Origin of the sequence: Pseudoalteromonas sp. MB41 (assembly GCF_020966275.1) — a bacterium.
In the GTDB taxonomy this organism is placed as follows: Bacteria; Pseudomonadota; Gammaproteobacteria; order Enterobacterales; family Alteromonadaceae; genus Pseudoalteromonas; species Pseudoalteromonas lipolytica.
Genome location: NZ_JAJJZF010000026.1, coordinates 1 through 16,214, shown reverse-complemented (window position 1 = coordinate 16,214; position 16,214 = coordinate 1). Strand labels below are relative to the sequence as shown.

At 41.0% G+C, this 16,214-nt stretch carries 13 protein-coding genes; 1 reads left to right on the top strand and 12 read right to left on the bottom strand.

What is annotated here, in order from left to right:
• Positions 1-177: 177 nt before the first annotated feature.
• The 7 genes from LPA49_RS18505 to LPA49_RS18475 all read right to left on the bottom strand — a co-directional run bounded on the left by LPA49_RS18505 (position 178) and on the right by LPA49_RS18475 (position 8,856).
• Positions 178-735 (bottom strand): DUF1439 domain-containing protein, encoded by a 558-nt coding sequence (locus LPA49_RS18505; RefSeq protein WP_036969019.1) that lies wholly within the window; start codon positions 733-735, stop codon positions 178-180.
• Between the two features lie 145 nt (positions 736-880).
• Positions 881-3,562 carry a DUF349 domain-containing protein gene (locus LPA49_RS18500; RefSeq protein WP_230237455.1) on the bottom strand — a complete coding sequence of 894 codons (2,682 nt, stop codon included), beginning with the start codon at positions 3,560-3,562 and terminating at the stop codon, positions 881-883.
• The gene (locus LPA49_RS18495; protein ID WP_036969024.1) at positions 3,552-3,833 is read right to left on the bottom strand and encodes a YeaC family protein; all 282 of its coding nucleotides are present in this window, start codon (positions 3,831-3,833) and stop codon (positions 3,552-3,554) included. The genes LPA49_RS18500 and LPA49_RS18495 overlap by 11 nt, the downstream gene beginning before the upstream one ends.
• Position 3,834: 1 nt before the next feature.
• Positions 3,835-4,161 carry a hypothetical protein gene (locus LPA49_RS18490; RefSeq protein WP_036969280.1) on the bottom strand — a complete coding sequence of 109 codons (327 nt, stop codon included), beginning with the start codon at positions 4,159-4,161 and terminating at the stop codon, positions 3,835-3,837.
• A gap of 163 nt (positions 4,162-4,324) precedes the next feature.
• A complete protein-coding gene (locus tag LPA49_RS18485; protein WP_036969026.1) occupies positions 4,325-5,827 on the bottom strand; it encodes a sodium:alanine symporter family protein in 1,503 nt (500 codons plus the stop codon).
• A 260-nt stretch (positions 5,828-6,087) separates the two neighbouring features.
• Positions 6,088-7,215, bottom strand: a complete 1,128-nt coding sequence (locus tag LPA49_RS18480; RefSeq protein ID WP_074988356.1) for a M14-type cytosolic carboxypeptidase — start codon at positions 7,213-7,215, stop codon at positions 6,088-6,090.
• A gap of 198 nt (positions 7,216-7,413) precedes the next feature.
• Entirely contained in the window at positions 7,414-8,856 is a 1,443-nt protein-coding gene (locus LPA49_RS18475; RefSeq protein WP_036969029.1) for a glyceraldehyde-3-phosphate dehydrogenase, read from the bottom strand.
• 173 nt (positions 8,857-9,029) lie between these two features.
• Between LPA49_RS18475 and LPA49_RS18470 the strand changes: the two genes are divergently transcribed.
• Positions 9,030-9,836, top strand: a complete 807-nt coding sequence (locus tag LPA49_RS18470) for a DUF2989 domain-containing protein (RefSeq protein ID WP_230237453.1) — start codon at positions 9,030-9,032, stop codon at positions 9,834-9,836.
• Positions 9,837-9,867: 31 nt separating this feature from the next.
• Here LPA49_RS18470 and ihfA read toward each other — a convergent pair whose 3' ends face one another.
• The 5 genes from ihfA to LPA49_RS18445 all read right to left on the bottom strand — a co-directional run bounded on the left by ihfA (position 9,868) and on the right by LPA49_RS18445 (position 15,394).
• Positions 9,868-10,167, bottom strand: coding sequence for an integration host factor subunit alpha (ihfA, locus tag LPA49_RS18465; protein WP_036969033.1), 300 nt, complete (start codon positions 10,165-10,167; stop codon positions 9,868-9,870).
• 2 nt (positions 10,168-10,169) lie between these two features.
• The gene (gene pheT, locus LPA49_RS18460) at positions 10,170-12,557 is read right to left on the bottom strand and encodes a phenylalanine--tRNA ligase subunit beta (RefSeq protein ID WP_075593673.1); all 2,388 of its coding nucleotides are present in this window, start codon (positions 12,555-12,557) and stop codon (positions 10,170-10,172) included.
• A gap of 15 nt (positions 12,558-12,572) precedes the next feature.
• Positions 12,573-13,553 (bottom strand): phenylalanine--tRNA ligase subunit alpha, encoded by a 981-nt coding sequence (pheS, locus tag LPA49_RS18455; RefSeq protein ID WP_074988360.1) that lies wholly within the window; start codon positions 13,551-13,553, stop codon positions 12,573-12,575.
• A 75-nt stretch (positions 13,554-13,628) separates the two neighbouring features.
• A complete protein-coding gene (hda, locus tag LPA49_RS18450) occupies positions 13,629-14,354 on the bottom strand; it encodes a DnaA regulatory inactivator Hda (RefSeq protein WP_213019300.1) in 726 nt (241 codons plus the stop codon).
• Positions 14,339-15,394 (bottom strand): DUF2066 domain-containing protein, encoded by a 1,056-nt coding sequence (locus tag LPA49_RS18445; protein ID WP_036969039.1) that lies wholly within the window; start codon positions 15,392-15,394, stop codon positions 14,339-14,341. Before LPA49_RS18445 ends, hda begins: the two co-directional genes overlap by 16 nt.
• Between the last annotated feature and the right edge of the window lie 820 nt (positions 15,395-16,214).

The window sequence follows — 16,214 nt, the reverse complement described above, 5'->3', positions numbered from 1 at the left end:
TCAAAATGATTATCTATTTTTACGGATTGGTGATAGTCAGTTGGCGACTAAGTTTGACGTTTACAAAATTACACTGACGTTTTTAGAAAAACGACTTAACTATTTTTAAATTGACGCACTCAATACATTAAAAAAGCGGCATTTTGCCGCTTTTTACACTGCTTGCTAATACCCTTTCTAGAGAGTAGGTACTAAGAGAATTTCACCCTGTGATACTTTCATATCCAAAGGTAACTTACTTAGTAGTGCCACTTTAGGGTCATTCATATTTAGTTTATAAACTGGATTAACGGCTAAAAAGCTATTTATAACTTGCATCGCTTGCTCATCTAGTAAGTTTAAATTACCTTTAAACCCAGCAGTATCGACCGTGGTGTCTATTAATTTCACATTACGAAGAAACACCGCTTTTTTCTCACTGTCATAGAAAGGACTGCCTTCGATTTTTAGTTTTAATCTTACTGGGTATTTAAGTGCAAACGCTTTAATCACTGCACTTGAGTCTGCGCCTAAAACGACTACGTCGCGTTTATCTGGACCAACGTTAACACTTAAGTCATTTACTGAAAAATCAACTGGCAAACCCATCAACTTAATTTGTTCACTGAGTTTTGGTAACTGATTTGCAAGTGCAGTTTCTATTTCTGAATTTGTAAATGAATAAACAGAGACACCTTGATCTGTGCTCTTACACGCCCCTAAAAATAAACACGTAAGTAATATTAAAATTCTCATTTTTTTCCTCAAAAAAGCCGCTTTAAAAGCGGCTTAAATCAACCATGTTAACTTATTTAATCTTTCAATAATCAAGATAAGTAGGATATGACACCCCACTTATCTTGAGAGAAAACTAAATACCTTAATCGATTGCTATTAATCGTTAAATTGCGAATATAACTTTAAGCCTAGCTAGTGTGTCAGGTGAAACTGAACCTTCACTGACCGCTAAAAGTTGTTTTAGATAGTAGTAAACATCAGCCTGTTCGCCACGATGCTTATCATCAAGCATTGCAACTTGCTCTGTCATACGTAATTGGCTATCGGCTGATTCAACCCCTGCTAAAATTTCAATACGTGTCAACAACTGCTGCGCAGTTAATGCTGTTGTTAACGAAGCCTGAAATTGAGCCGGTATAGTACTGCCCTCTTCTAGGGCACTAAACAAAGCAGCTAGCTTTGATTGTTCAGCTTGTTTACCAAGCACCTCTGTTTTCGCCGCGATGGCACTTTCTAATTGCGCAACTCGACCACTAAGTGATTTAGAGTAGTCTAATGCCGATAATTTAGCCGCTAAGTCTTTAAGTTGTGCTAAGTGAACCACACTGCCTAACGCAGACTCAAGCTCGGTTAATTCCACTGCAGCGACTTCATCATTCTGCTGTTGAGCTTGCTTTTGTATTTCAAACTCTGCGCTACGCTTTGCAAATGTCTCATCGTTGACACGTCTAAATTGCTGCCATAACGTGTTTTCTGCTTTCATGCCAGCAAAACCAATTGTTTGCCATGTTTGTTGCAATGCCTTTAATTGCTGACATGCGGTTGCAAGGTCGTCAGATTGAGAAAGTAGTGTTGCCTGCTCAACGAGGGCACTTTTCTGTTCCGCATTGGCTTTGTGAAATGCAGCTAACTTCGCATTCACTTGCGACTGAACCGTTTTGAACTCGCTGTGTAATTCACGATACGTTTTAGGGTCTACATTACCCGCAGAACGCCATGATTTACTGATGCGGTTATACTTACTTTCAAACTGTTTCCAGTCAAAATCATCGGTCTGTGCATCAAGCTCAGCTAATTGCTGCATTTGTGCAATAATATCTAAACGCTGTGTTTTTGCGTGCTCGCGCAACTGCTCTTGCTCTGCAAAATACTCACGACAAGGCGTGAACAAAACTTCAATGTGTTGATCAAAAAGTTCACCCTGCTGTTTTTCAGCATCAGTATCTAAGCGACCTAATTCATTCCAACGACGGCGTAATTGTTTAACTTGCTCAGCACGCTGTTTAGGATCGGTACATGGCGTTGCAACAAGCTCACTGACCTCTTGTAAAATAGCGTCGCGCTTCGGCGCCGATGCATATTTTTGCCAGTCTTTCGCTTCTGCTAGCTGTGCCTCAAGATCTGCTTTTAATGTATTTAATGGCTGCTTATAAGACTCGGTTAATGTCTCATATAACTCTTCAAATCCTTTAAAAACACCAAAGGCAACATTAAAACGACCTTGATCAATCAAACGTTTAACATCACGTGCTTTGCGCTTCGCGGCTTGTTGGTTTTTGTCAAACTTACTCGTTAATGGCAACATAGCATGTTGCCACGCTTTCACACATTCCGTTAAGTTAGCTTTAAAGCGCCCTTGTAGGCGAGACGGGATATGCGAGAGTTTTTTTCGCGCGAATTTGCTTTTCTGCTCAAACTCTTTATTTAGCGTATCAAACTGTGTTTCATCGTCGCTTGTCGTAACCGCAGATAAAGCATCGAATGCCGCTTTATAGTCAGCAATCGCAGCAACTAACTGTGGTAACTGCTCCACTTGTTTAAACAAATTCGCTAAATGCTGTTTCACATCACGTACATTTTGATTGTCAGCAAGCTCAGTCTCAGCAAGTGCCTCTTTTGCTTGACTTACTTTCGCTTCAAGCCAATCTTGCTGTATTTGTTCTGGGGTCTCTAGACCGAGCTGTAATGCATTTTCAATTTCTTCGCCTAGCGCTTCTAAAGTAGCCAGTGCCAACACTTGACGCTGTTGCTCTGCAAGCTTTTGCTGCTGCGCCTCATGCTCTTTGCTAAGTATCGCAAGATGTGTATCTAACTTTGCGATAATGGCTGAGTATTTTTTATCTAATAAGTTGACTTGTTCATCCGTTAGCCACTTTAACTCGATGGCCTGCCATTGCTGTAGTAAATCAGCATGTTGCTGAGATACTAGGTTGAAATCACTTTTTTCACGCAGTGCATTAAGTTTAGCAAGTACAATTCGGGTATCAGCTTCAACTTTAGCCGGCATTTCAGCGGCTAAACGCTCATTTTCTAAATGGGCAGCAAGTTGCGTATGCGCTTCACCTTTAGCATGTTTCAAAAGTGGTTTAGACAGTTGGTGTTGAATTACAAGTTCAACTAATTTGAGCTGTAACTCTTCGCTTCCTTCTTTGAAAGCTTTATCAACTAGGTTTGGGTTAGCTAAGCGTTTTAGTAACTTAACACGCACTTGAATTTCTTTTTCTGCAAACGCGAGTTTTTCAAGTGTTTTAACGGGTGCAAAACGTTCAATGAATTCGTTTTTTATGCTCTCATCAAGCTGACTGTCGGTGTTTAACACCGCTTGATTTATATGCTGTTCGGCAATCTCTTTTAATGCCTGATCTTGTTTATATACTTGCCACCATAAAACAATATCATTTACTTTATTCAATGCTTTTTTACGGATTTCTGCTGAACTGTCTTCAAGCGCGATGCTATTCAAAATGTTGACATCACGTTCTGAGTCAAGGCGTTCAACAGCAGCCAAACGAACTTGGCTCTTAGGGTGTTTCCATTTCGGTGTAAATAGGTGTTTAAAGATCATTTTCACTAAACCTAGCTATTTCATTTTCAGATGCGAATTCTTTTTGCAATTGAGCTTTGCTCTTTTGCACCATTTCACCATTGGCACCAATGGTAAACTGCTCATTGGTCTGCGAAACTTTAGCTTGATAAAGCATCACGAGTTGAACGGTTTGTTGTTTTTGCTCTTCAGTCAATACTGTGCCATCAGGCCATTTGCCTGTTGATGCGCCATACTGAAGACGTTCAAATACTTCTGGGGTGATATTCTTAACGATGTGATCAATATTCATGTTACTTTTTCTTTTTTAAAACAACTAAATAGATACGGCTTACAATATACCATACAAAGCCTACTGCCATGGCTGCCGAATAGGCATACCACTCTAAAGATTCTGCTTCAGGGTGAATAAAGTAATAACAGAAAAAGCCCCCTAAAAATAAAATCAGTGCGAGGAAAGAATGATTCATAAACTTTTGCTGTTTACGAATGCGCGTTTCTTTTTGCATTTGCTGCAACTGCTCATTGCTCAGCTCAGTGACTTGGCACTCACAATGAGGACATTGTTTATGTTTGTCAGATATTGATTTTGCACATTGCGGGCAACTAATAATCGCCATATCTTTCTCCATACTACGCATAAAAAAGGCGCCTTTAGGCGCCCTTTATTGTACTTGTTTTATGAGTCGATGTCTTTTTCGAATTGCATTCAATCGTGAAGATTCGAAAATAGTAATAACTAAGACGCTCTAACCCACACTTTAAGTTTATTGCTTTAGCAACTTATGATTTATCTTTTGCCTTTTGTTCAAGGCGTTTTTCCCAGAATGTGGCATTTTTAATCCCTAACTTAATAGGGTCGAATGTAATTTCGCCACCGGCTTTCTTTTGCTCTTCATAATCGCGTAAACAATTAAGCGCAGGCTTAGCCACGAAAAAGATAGCTAAAATGCCCACAATATTAATCCACGCCATTAAGCCAACACCGATATCACCAATAGCCCAGATATACCCAGAGCTATTAACCATACCGTATGCCACCATAAACATAATAACGAGCTTTACAAGAACAAGTGGAATGCTCCCCTTGAAATAACGATTTAAGTAAGCAACGTTTGTCTCTGCGATATAGTAATAAGCAAGAATTGTCGTAAATGCAAAGAAAAACAACGCAATACCAACAAACGCCTGGCCAAAACCACCAAACACACTAAATAATGCCATTTGCGTAAAGGCTGCTGAGCCAATTTCAGTTGCTGCATCAACGTTTTGAACAATGAATTGCCCTTCAGGTAATTCACCTACGATATTATATTGTTGAGTAATTAAAATCATTAATGCCGTTGCTGTACATACAAAGATAGTATCAACATAGACTGAAAAAGCTTGCACTAATCCTTGTTGTGCTGGGTGATCAACCTCAGCGGCTGAAGCAGCATGCGGCCCCGTACCCTGACCCGCTTCATTTGAGTATATACCGCGTTTTACACCCCAACCTATCGCTGCACCAAAGCCCGCTTGAGCCGTAAATGCATCAGTAATAATAAGTGAAAAAATACCCGGTACTTTATCAAGGTTTATAAATACCACGATTAAAGCAAGAACAATGTAACCAAGAGCCATAAATGGCACAACGATTTGAGTAAAGTTGGCAATACGTTTAATGCCACCAAAAATAATGAACGCTAACACAATCAAAATGATCGCAAGTGCAACCAGTTTAAAGCTACCAACATCACCAAAACTTGTGCTCACTAATGTACCTTCGCCAAACACTTGGGTAAATGCGTTACCTACCGCATTCGCTTGTACACCTGGTAAAAATACACCGCATGCGATAATTGCCGACACAGCAAATAGCACTGCTAACCACTTTTGTTGTAAGCAACGATCAAAGTAATAAGCAGGGCCACCGCGATACTGGCCATCTTCTTCTGATTTATAAATTTGACCTAGTGTTGATTCTGCATACGCGGTACTGGCTCCTAAAAATGCCACGACCCACATCCAAAAAATAGCACCGGGGCCACCAAAACCAATTGCTGCAGCTACACCTGCGATGTTACCAACACCAACACGGCCTGATAACGAAACTGCCAAAGCTTGAAATGATGAAATACCGGTATTAGAACTGTTTGAGCTTAGTAGCAACTTACACATTTCTTTGAAATGTCTAACTTGAGCAAAACGGGTTAAAACGGAATAAAACAGACCTGCGCCAAGACATAAATAGATGAGTGCACTACTCCAGACTACGTCATTAACGGCGCTTACAAAAGCTTCCATGGATATCCTCTATGATTATATTTTTTATTGTTAGTTACGATACTCGGCGTTAGCTTGTGAGAATGCGCGACATACATATAGATGCGAGAAATAAATACTAAGATTAATTTACTTCTCAGCTAAACGTATTGAATATTAACTTAAATCAACCAACCTTGTTAACAGTTAATTTTCAATATAACAAATCTAATTACGTGATATGTAGCAGAAACAAGGACGGGCATCAGTATTCGCTGATGCCCGTCATTGGATTAGACTCGTTATCGTAATTTATCGACAACGTTAACAATGGCCGCTAGTGTATCTTGACCAAATTGATACGAGCGACGATCTGACCAGCCATAGTCAGGATCTGGTAAATCGTTATTATCTTTAAATGGCATTTCAACAGTGTACGCCAAAGCATTAAACTCATGAGCAACTGCAGAAGAACCAACCGTTAAGTTCGCTTGGCCTGGTTCATCTTTCGGATAACCGTGCTCATCTTGGAATTCAGGTGTCACTGTTAATAGCGCTGCTTTGAAGCTGTCTTCAAGCTCTTTTAAGCGGTCATCGTATCCCGGAATACCTTCGCTGCCCGCAACAAAGTTATATGGAATAGCTTCGTCACCATGAATATCTAGGTGCATATCAAGGCCTGTTTCACGCATTTTATTTAGCACTAAGAATACTTCAGGGCTATTTTCCATGCTTGGCGTTTGCCATTCACGATTTAAGTTCACGCCTTTAGCATTGGTACGCAGATGACCACGAACGCTGCCATCTGGGTTCATGTTTGGCACAATGTAGAACACCGCTTTTGATAAAAGTGCAGCGGCATGTGGGTCTTCATCATCAAGTAATTTATGTAGTAAACCTTCAACGTACCACTCAGCCATCGTTTCGCCTGGGTGTTGGCGTGCAGTAATCCAAATTGTTTTCTTATCACTGCTTGGAATACCAACACGTAGCACACTCATGTCACGACCATCTAACGTTTCGCCGAGTGTTTCAAGCTCACAAGCGTGCTGGCTTTGTGCCCATGCTAATAAATCTAAATGACGGTCATAGCTGTATGGCGCAAAATACGCGAAATACACGCTGCCACACTCTGGTTCCATTTCAAATGATAGTGTGCCATTTGCGTACTCTGAAGGGACACGGAACCACGTTTGACGGTCGTAAGACGCAACAGCATGGTAACCTTCCCAACCATCTGGGTAGGCTGAATTTTCTAAGTTGTTGATATGTAACTTGTGGTTTTGAAATGGGGTTGTTTCTAGACGAAAGTGAAACCACTGGAAAAAATCAGACTGATTATCTTTATTGATTTCTAATTGAATATTCAGCGGGTCAACGGCTTCAATAACCTTGATGTTACCACTGTCAAAATTGCTGGTAATTTTCATTCTATAAACCTATTGCTTAAAAATAATTCTTAACGACGTAGTCATTAGATAAGAATTAAGTCAACGCACCGATTAGGACGTTTTGTTAGTAATATGTAGCAGACTAAATACAGCCTACCACATGCAGAAAATTTGCAAAAACTTTCACGACTAAAAAAGCCAGCAATATGCTGGCTTTTAAATTTATCACGTTAGGTATTAGCGAGGTAAGCTTGGGAACGTTACTTCAGCCATATCACGCATACAACGTACTACTTGGCAGCTATAACCAAACTCGTTATCGTACCAAACGTAAAGTACAACACGGTTGTCATCAACAATCGTCGCTTGTGAATCTACAACACCTGCATAGCGGCTGCCCACTAAGTCTGTAGATACGATTTCTGTTGATGCTGTGTAATCGATTTGGTCACGTAAATCTGAATGCAGCGCAGTATCACGTAAGAAAGCATTTAACTCTTCAACGGTTGTGCCTTTTTCAAGGTTAAGGTTTAAGATAGCCATTGATACGTTAGGTGTAGGTACACGGATAGCGTTACCCGTCAGTTTACCTTCAAGTTCAGGTAATGCTTTTGATACAGCTTTAGCAGCACCTGTCGAAGTGATAACCATGTTAAGTGCCGCAGCACGACCACGACGCTCAGCACTGTGGTAGTTGTCGATTAAGTTTTGGTCATTTGTATAAGAGTGAACCGTTTCAACGTGGCCATTCTTAATACCAAACTTATCGTTTAATGCTTTAAGCGTTGGTGTGATTGCATTTGTTGTACAGCTTGCTGCACAGACAATTTTATCTTCAGGCTTGATATCTTTGTTATTTACACCGTAAACGATATTTTTAATATTACCTTTCGCAGGCGCAGTTAAAAGTACTTTTGAAGCGCCTTTTGATTCTAGGTGAAGTCCAAGACCTGCTTCGTCTTTCCAGATACCAGTATTATCAACTATAAGCGCGTTGTCGATACCGTATGCAGTGTAATCAATTTCGTTAGGTGAGTTAGCATAGATAACTTGGATGTAGCTACCGTTCGCTTTAATTGCATTGCGCTCTTTATCAATCGTAATAGAACCATTGAAAGGACCATGGATTGAGTCACGACGCAATAAACTTGCACGCTTTTCAAGGTCACCGTCTTTACCGCCACGTACAACTATCGCGCGTAAGCGTAAGTCTGCATAAGGACCTGATTTTTCAATTAATAAACGAGCTAACAAACGACCAATTCGGCCAAAACCATATAAAACAACGTCACGTGGCTCTTTGCGCTCTGCATTCGCAATTTCAGCAAGCTCTTCAGTTAAATACTCTTCAACAGAACGGCCTTTAGCGGCATCGTTATATAAATAACCGTATGCTAATTTACCAATATCGATGCGTGCTGAGTTTAAATCCATTTTGCTGATGGCTTCTAAAAACGGGAAGCTCTCGCGCAAACGTAATTTAGTGCCTTCAAACTGAGCAACAGTTTTGTGGGCTTTGATGATATCGATAGGGCTAGCATTAACAAGCGGGCGGCCATAAACAGCAATTTCGATACCGCGGTTACGGTATAGGCGACCAATAATTGGTTGCATGCTTTCTGCGTAATCTTGGCGTTCTTGCCAGCTGTTTGTGTATTCTAACTCGTGAGATGAGGTCATTTTTTTTACCTAATTAAACAATTTTGAACGGATAGCCTTAAAAATATGCTGTGATTTGAGAGCAACACATCTCAGGCAGGGGTATTCTAATTTAAACTCAACTGATTCTCCACTGTTACAGAACAATTCATTGCGCTAGAATAAAGTCGTATTTATTAACTCGAGGTTAAGGAATGTTACTAAGAGCAAGCGTTTTGCTTGGTTTATTGGCATTAACAGGGTGTGAAGATCCGCTTACACTGGCTAAAGTGTGCGACGAAACACCGGGTTTTTGTAGTGATCTAAACAAAGATAGCCACTGCAAAGAACAACGTGCCGATGTGATAATTCAACGTTATGTTGAATATAAGTCACCCACTGACGAAAACAAATATCAATTATTGAAAGACTTTGAAAAATATAATCAATGTGTGTCTTTGGCAGCAAAAATTGAGCATATTAAGTTAAAAGAAAAAACCACATCTCGTGTGGAAGGTCATTTAACCAGTATTAAAGAAATGACACGTATCTTCCAAGACACAAAAGATACCAATCATCCAGGGCTACTCTATTACCATTGGTCACGCAATAACGACCAATCAGCGTTATCAAAATTACTTGCTTTAGAGAACAAACAAGATAAACGCGTAACAGAAAATGCAGAAATACAATTTTTCTTAGCCAGTTACTATGTCAAGTTTGACGATGAAAAAACCATTGATCTGCTCTACAAAACATTAGAGCTAAATAAGGCGGGTCAAACACCTAACCCAGAAATTTATCCAACACTTGTAAGCTTATTTTACAAACACGAAAAATATAAGCACGCTTACACATTCGCACGTGTTGCACAATTATCAGGGTTTGAAAGTGTTGATATTTTGCCGATTGAGCACAAGCTCACCGTTTCTGGTAAAAGTCTCGACAGCCTCAATGAGCTCGCACAAAAAACTTACGACAGCATTCAAGCTGGCGAATTTGTCTCGCCCCGAGGCTTTTAAAAATAAAAAAGGCAGCGAATGCTGCCTTTTCTTATTTTGATTTGCTTGTACCAACTTCCACACGAGTTTTAAGCTTCTGACCTGGTCTAAAGGTCACAACTCGGCGTGCCGAAATAGGGATGTCTTCGCCTGTTTTCGGATTACGGCCTGGACGTTCTTTTTTATCTCGAAGATCAAAGTTACCAAATCCAGAGAGCTTAACCTGCTCGCCTTTTTCTAGCGCTGAGCGGATTTCTTCAAAAAACGCTTCAACTAAATCTTTGGCATCTTTTTTATTGATCCCGAGTTTTTCAAATAGGTGTTCAGCTATGTCGGCTTTAGTAAGCGCCATATCTAGTCCCTCAACGATGCGTTAAATTGTTCGGCCAATGCGGCCACCACATTATCAACTACTTGATTGATATCTTTCTCTTCGAGCGTTCTATCAACCGCTTGCAGTGTTAGAGCAATCGCCAAACTCTTATAATTTGGCTCAATACCTTTGCCCTTATACACATCGAATAAGTTTAGGTCAACCAATTGATTTCCGCCAACTTTTTCTATGACCTTAAAAATATCACCCGATTTCACGTGATCTTCCACTAAAATCGCGATATCACGGCGGTTTGACGGGAATTTCGACACTGCAACTGCTTCAGGTAATTTTCTTTTTTCAAGAGCCGACATTTCAATTTCAAACACGAATGCTGTGTTATTGATATCTAGCGACTTTTGTACTTGCGGGTGAACCGCACCAAAGAAACCAACCTTTTTACCATCAGCATAAATAACGGCAGATTGACCAGGGTGTAAGCCATCTGACTGTTCTGCTTTTATCTCAAAACGTGACATATCGTTGCTAATAGCTAAAAGTGCTTCAACATCGCCCTTTAAGTCATAAAAATCAACAGGACGCTTTTCTTGAACCCAATGTTCACCATGAGCAAGACCCGAAATCACACCACCGATTACCGCAACTTGGTTTACCCCGTTTTCGGCCTGTTCGTCACGTAAGAATTTTAAGCCATGTTCAAACAAACGAACACGCGGTTGCTGACGATTTTGGTTATACACCAATGATGCCAACAAGCCAGGCATTAAGCTTACACGCATCGCTGACATTTCAACTGAAATTGGGTGCGGTAATATCAATGCATCACTTTGCGGATGCAGGATTGCTTGTGCTTTAGGGTCTACGAAGCTGTATGTTATCGCTTCTTGATAACCACGTGTCACTAAAGTGTTACGGAATTTAGTAACCGCAACATGTGATTCATTGTGGTTAGTCATTTTTAGCTTAGCTGTCGGCGCTACGTTTGGAATGCTGTTATAACCAAACACACGCGCCACTTCTTCAATTAAGTCTTCTTCGATACGGATATCAAAGCGGTAACTAGGTACATCAGCGCTCCATACACCATCGACAATTTTCACGTCTAAGCCTAAACGCGTTAGGATATCAGTAACTTTTGCATCATCAATGTGATAACCAATGACACGGTCTAAACGCTCACGGCGTAAACGCACTTCAGTTACTTTTGGCAATTTATCATTTGCAACCGCTTCAACGACTGGACCTGCTTCACCACCTACAATATCAAGTAACAGTGCTGTTGCACGCTCCATTGCATCTTTTTGCAAGGCAAAGTCAACACCGCGCTCATAGCGATGTGATGCATCTGTGTGAAGACCGTAACTACGTGCTTGGCCCGCAATAGCAACTGGGTTGAAAAACGCACTTTCTAATAAAATATCAGAGGTTGATTCTGTCACACCTGACTTTTCGCCACCAAAAATACCTGCAATAGCAAGCGCTTTGTTGTGATCTGCAATAACAAGCGTAGACTCATTCAGTTTAGCTGTGTTGCCATCAAGAAGGACCAACTCTTCGCCCGCATGAGCGCTGCGAACTTTAATGCCGCCTTCAATCGCATTTAAGTCAAATGCGTGCATTGGGTGGCCAAGCTCTAATAACACGTAGTTTGTTACATCAACCACTGGGTCGATTGAACGAATACCACTGCGGCGCAGCTTTTCTACCATCCAAAGTGGTGTCTGTGCATCTAAGTTAATTCCCTTGATTACACGACCTAAATAACGAGGACAGGCATCATCGTTAACAAGTTCAATTGAAACTTTGTCGTCGATCGTTGCAGCAACTGGCGCAATATCAAGTGTATTAACATCAATACTGTTTAGAACACCCACTTCACGGGCAAGACCTTTTATGCCTAAACAGTCACCACGGTTTGGTGTAAGGTCAACATCAATGATGTTGTCATCTAGGTTTAAATACTCGCGTAAATCTGTACCGATTGGTGCATCAGCTGGCAATTCCATGATGCCGTCGCCTTCTTCGCTGATCCCTAATTCAACGAATGCGCACAGCATACCATGTGAGGGTTGACCACGAAGCTTGGCTTTTTTAATTTTAAAGTCGCCAGGTAAAACTGCACCAACCGTGGCAACAGCTACTTTTAGTCCTTGACGGCAGTTTGGTGCACCACACACGATATCAAGAAGCTCATCACCGCCAACATTTACTTTAGTCACACGTAGTTTGTCTGCATCTGGGTGCTGACCACATTCGACAACTTCCCCAACAACAACACCGGTAAATTCTGCCGCTGCGGGCTCCACGCCATCCACTTCAAGACCAGCCATTGATAACTGTTCCGAAAGAGCCTGCGTGTCGATTGCTGGGTTAACCCACTCTCTTAACCACTTTTCACTAAATTTCATTTTTTTTCTTCACTCTTAACGGAACTGGTTTAGGAATTTTAAATCGTTTTCGAAAAATGCACGTAAGTCATTTACGCCATAACGTAACATTGTTAAGCGCTCTACACCCATACCGAATGCAAAGCCGGTGTATTTTTCAGGATCGATACCTACTGATTTAAGAACGTTAGGGTGTACCATGCCACAACCAAGTACTTCTAACCATTTACCGTTTTTACCCATTACGTCAACCTCTGCTGATGGCTCAGTAAATGGGAAGTAAGATGGACGGAAACGAATTTCCATATCTTCTTCAAAGAAGTTACGTAGAAAATCGTGAAGAATACCTTTTAACTCTGTGAAACTAACATCTGTATCAACCATCAAGCCTTCCACTTGGTGGAACATCGGCGTGTGCGTTTGGTCATAATCGTTACGGTATACACGACCAGGAGAGATAATACGCAATGGCGGCTGTTCCGTTTCCATAGTACGAATTTGCACACCACTTGTTTGCGTACGTAGCACAAGCTTAGGATTAAAATAGAAAGTATCGTGATCCGCACGCGCTGGATGATGCTCAGGAATATTTAATGCGTCGAAGTTATGAAAATCGTCTTCAACTTCAGGGCCTGATTTAACCGCAAAACCTAATTCGCCGAAAAAGCTCTCAATTCGCTCAATTGTACGAGTTACTGGGTGTAAGCCACCTGTTGGCATAACACGTCCAGGTAATGTTACGTCGATCGTTTCTGCGGCTAGCTTTTCTTCAAGAGCCTTACTTGCTAGTAACTCACGCTTTTCGTTGATTGCTGTTTGTACTTCTTGTTTTGCTTGGTTAATCACTTGACCCGCTTCTTTACGCTCTTCAGGGGCAATCTTGCCAAGCGTTTTAAGTAAGTTGGTGATTTCACCCTTTTTACCAAGGTAATTAACCCTGATATCTTCTAATTGCGCGATTTCACTCGCACTGGCTACAGCCTCAAGTGCTTGCGCTAAAATATTTTCTAAGTTCATTGAGTACCTGGTTTTTCACAGAGGATTTTGTAATAGCTAATGATAACTGAAAGCAAGGACTAGATTCTAGCCCTACTAAAGCTTTAACGTTGATTTTATGAAAGGAATAGTTAATTTTCTTTGTGCAGCCATCGATGCATGGTCAAGTTTGTCCAATACATCCAATAATGCTCGCATATCACGACTTAATCGGGTTAATAAAAAGCGGGCACACTCATCGGTTAATTCAAGGCCACGCATATGAGCACGACGTACTAGCGCTTCTGCTTTATCATCATCGCTCATAGAACGAATTTGCAACGTTGTGCCCCACTTTAAACGCGACTCCAAGTCGGGCAAATTAATATGCAACATGTCTGGAAGCAAATCAGCCGTTACCACTAAAAACTTGCTCGGCTCGTTAAAGCGATTAAAAAAGTTAAAAAGGCCTTTTTCCCACGCATCATTCCCTGCAATAAGGTGCAAGTCATCAATACATAGAACATCGAGCGTTTCTAATCCTTCGAGCACAACTGGACCAAAATCAATGACCTCTCGCATCGATAACAACATCGTTGATAGACCCAGTTCTTGCGCGTGTATACAGGTTGCATAAAGTAAGTGTGACTTGCCTGAGTCACCTAAACCGCACAAATATGTGTATTGAAACTTGCTATTTAACTTAGTAAAAGCATCTTTCAAGTGGCTGACTTCAAGCGAGTTTTCACCACCAAAATACGATGTAAATGTTTCATCATCAGGCAACGTTACTGGCAATGCCATTTGCATAGGTTCTTGCACGAGTGTTAAAGCCCCTGCCATTGATACTCTAGTTCATCGTTGTTGACGACTTGATAAAAATCTCTTGGGTTTTGGTAGGCTTTAAAAGCACTATCAAGTTCTAATGCTTTTCTAAAATCATTCATACTGCCAGTGTGATTCACAACAAATTGTACGGAGTCAGGAGTACGAACAGCAATTTGTGCTTGTGTAACAACACTTAAACTTTCTAAGCGACGTTTTGCAAACTCAATATCAACAAAGTTCGTAATTCCTTTTAAATGAAAGGTTGCGGTTGCGAGTTGCCCAATCATGGTAGGATCAATGGCGTACTCAAGCGCTAAGCCGCCTGCTAGGCTATCTACCATATCAGCCACAATTTGTTGCTTATCACCCACCAAGCGATTCGATTCAAACAATTCATCATTGGTAAACCGCCAATCAAGCACCCACGTTTCAGAATCCTGCTGTTTATACATGCGCGCAGTAATACTTCTTTCAGCACTGTAACGACTTGAAGCTCGCTCCACAGGGTCTGAAAAGTTCCCCCATACTTCTGGTATACCGACAATGGCTCGATCTTCTAAATCAAGCAATGGAACAACAACGGGTAAACCGCGGCGACCTGCTTTATCATATATAAGCTGTTCAAGCTGAGGGTAACTTTCTTGTGTCACAAGTTCGCGACGCCAGTTATCTTCAATTGCAAGCCAAATTGCCACCAATGGACGACGAGTCCCCCATAGTGGAAGATTTAAATCTTTAATTAACGCATTGATTTTATTCGCTTCAAATTTTACGACGAGATTTAAAGTGCCATCTGCTTTTTCGTCGTATTCGAATTTAAGCATGTAATCTGAAATGTCTTTCGTGCGCTCTTTCGCGGTTGGATTTTGATCCGCACTCGTGTCGCCACTCACTTTAACCAATACATTCAGAAGCGCTTCACGGCTTGCTGCTAGGCGAGCATCGCGTGATTTATCAGCCACTTTAAGGGTATCTTGGTATAAGTTGGTTACTTCAACTGCAAATACTGACGCACTCGAAAAAAATAATAATAAACAAATAAGTAATCTAGACACTGGCTATTAGTTCTTGCTTTTAAACTCATTTGATCCTAAATCAAAGCCATAAACAAAGCAAAGTTAATTTACTGAACGGTCGCTGATCATAAGGTGATTCATCGTGCACAACGCTGTTAGAAGACTCATTAATAAAGGACGAATCAGCGCTAGGCGAAGTAGACAGCTTTAAAGATTTCAGCCCACTCTTCCCCTTTGATCGATACATCGTGATTAAACACCGTAGGAGATTTATGGACTCCCATAAAATAATGACACTGCGAGTAATCGTATGCGTTTTCGTGCGTTTGGTTCTTTTCGCGAAAGCGCTAAAAGCTGTTCAGCTATGTTTTGGTTCAATGTTATTAACCGGTGATTTTATATAGCCTATATTAGATCAGATATTTAAGCGGAATGGTATTAGTTTAGCGTAAAGTGAGTGATTCAATAAACCCCTTCATTTTTGTCATCATGATTAAACAACATGGGAATCGTTATTAAACATCTGATTACAAAGCGTGGGAACGGCTTTAGCCGTGAATGTCAGGGGTGTTGTATGAAGGGCATATCAGACACTTTCGGCACTAAAGTGCCTTATATGGACTCCTCCTATTGCACAATACCCTTCGTTAATTTTGTTAGACTGCGTACTTATATGCGGGCTCATAATGAGGAGCTACCTCGGCCCTATGATGTATTCGCGCCCTTGTGCCTCTTCTCCTACTCGGTGTTTTAACACACTAATCACTTTACAGGCTATCAAGGGTGGGTCTAACCGCTTAACGCAGGTTCTTGGTCAATACAGTTATTTCTGTTATCGAAGACTAAATGTTAATTTGCT

What these genes read in the sequence shown, in the direction of transcription:
- LPA49_RS18505 (WP_036969019.1), bottom strand. Translation starts at nt 735, where the DNA reads ATGAGAATTTTAATATTACTTACGTGTTTATTTTTAGGGGCGTGTAAG.
- LPA49_RS18500 (WP_230237455.1), bottom strand. Translation starts at nt 3,562, where the DNA reads ATGATCTTTAAACACCTATTTACACCGAAATGGAAACACCCTAAGAGC.
- LPA49_RS18495 (WP_036969024.1), bottom strand. Translation starts at nt 3,833, where the DNA reads ATGAATATTGATCACATCGTTAAGAATATCACCCCAGAAGTATTTGAA.
- LPA49_RS18490 (WP_036969280.1), bottom strand. Translation starts at nt 4,161, where the DNA reads ATGGCGATTATTAGTTGCCCGCAATGTGCAAAATCAATATCTGACAAA.
- LPA49_RS18485 (WP_036969026.1), bottom strand. Translation starts at nt 5,827, where the DNA reads ATGGAAGCTTTTGTAAGCGCCGTTAATGACGTAGTCTGGAGTAGTGCA.
- LPA49_RS18480 (WP_074988356.1), bottom strand. Translation starts at nt 7,215, where the DNA reads ATGAAAATTACCAGCAATTTTGACAGTGGTAACATCAAGGTTATTGAA.
- LPA49_RS18475 (WP_036969029.1), bottom strand. Translation starts at nt 8,856, where the DNA reads ATGACCTCATCTCACGAGTTAGAATACACAAACAGCTGGCAAGAACGC.
- LPA49_RS18470 (WP_230237453.1), top strand. Translation starts at nt 9,030, where the DNA reads ATGTTACTAAGAGCAAGCGTTTTGCTTGGTTTATTGGCATTAACAGGG.
- ihfA (WP_036969033.1), bottom strand. Translation starts at nt 10,167, where the DNA reads ATGGCGCTTACTAAAGCCGACATAGCTGAACACCTATTTGAAAAACTC.
- pheT (WP_075593673.1), bottom strand. Translation starts at nt 12,557, where the DNA reads ATGAAATTTAGTGAAAAGTGGTTAAGAGAGTGGGTTAACCCAGCAATC.
- pheS (WP_074988360.1), bottom strand. Translation starts at nt 13,553, where the DNA reads ATGAACTTAGAAAATATTTTAGCGCAAGCACTTGAGGCTGTAGCCAGT.
- hda (WP_213019300.1), bottom strand. Translation starts at nt 14,354, where the DNA reads ATGGCAGGGGCTTTAACACTCGTGCAAGAACCTATGCAAATGGCATTG.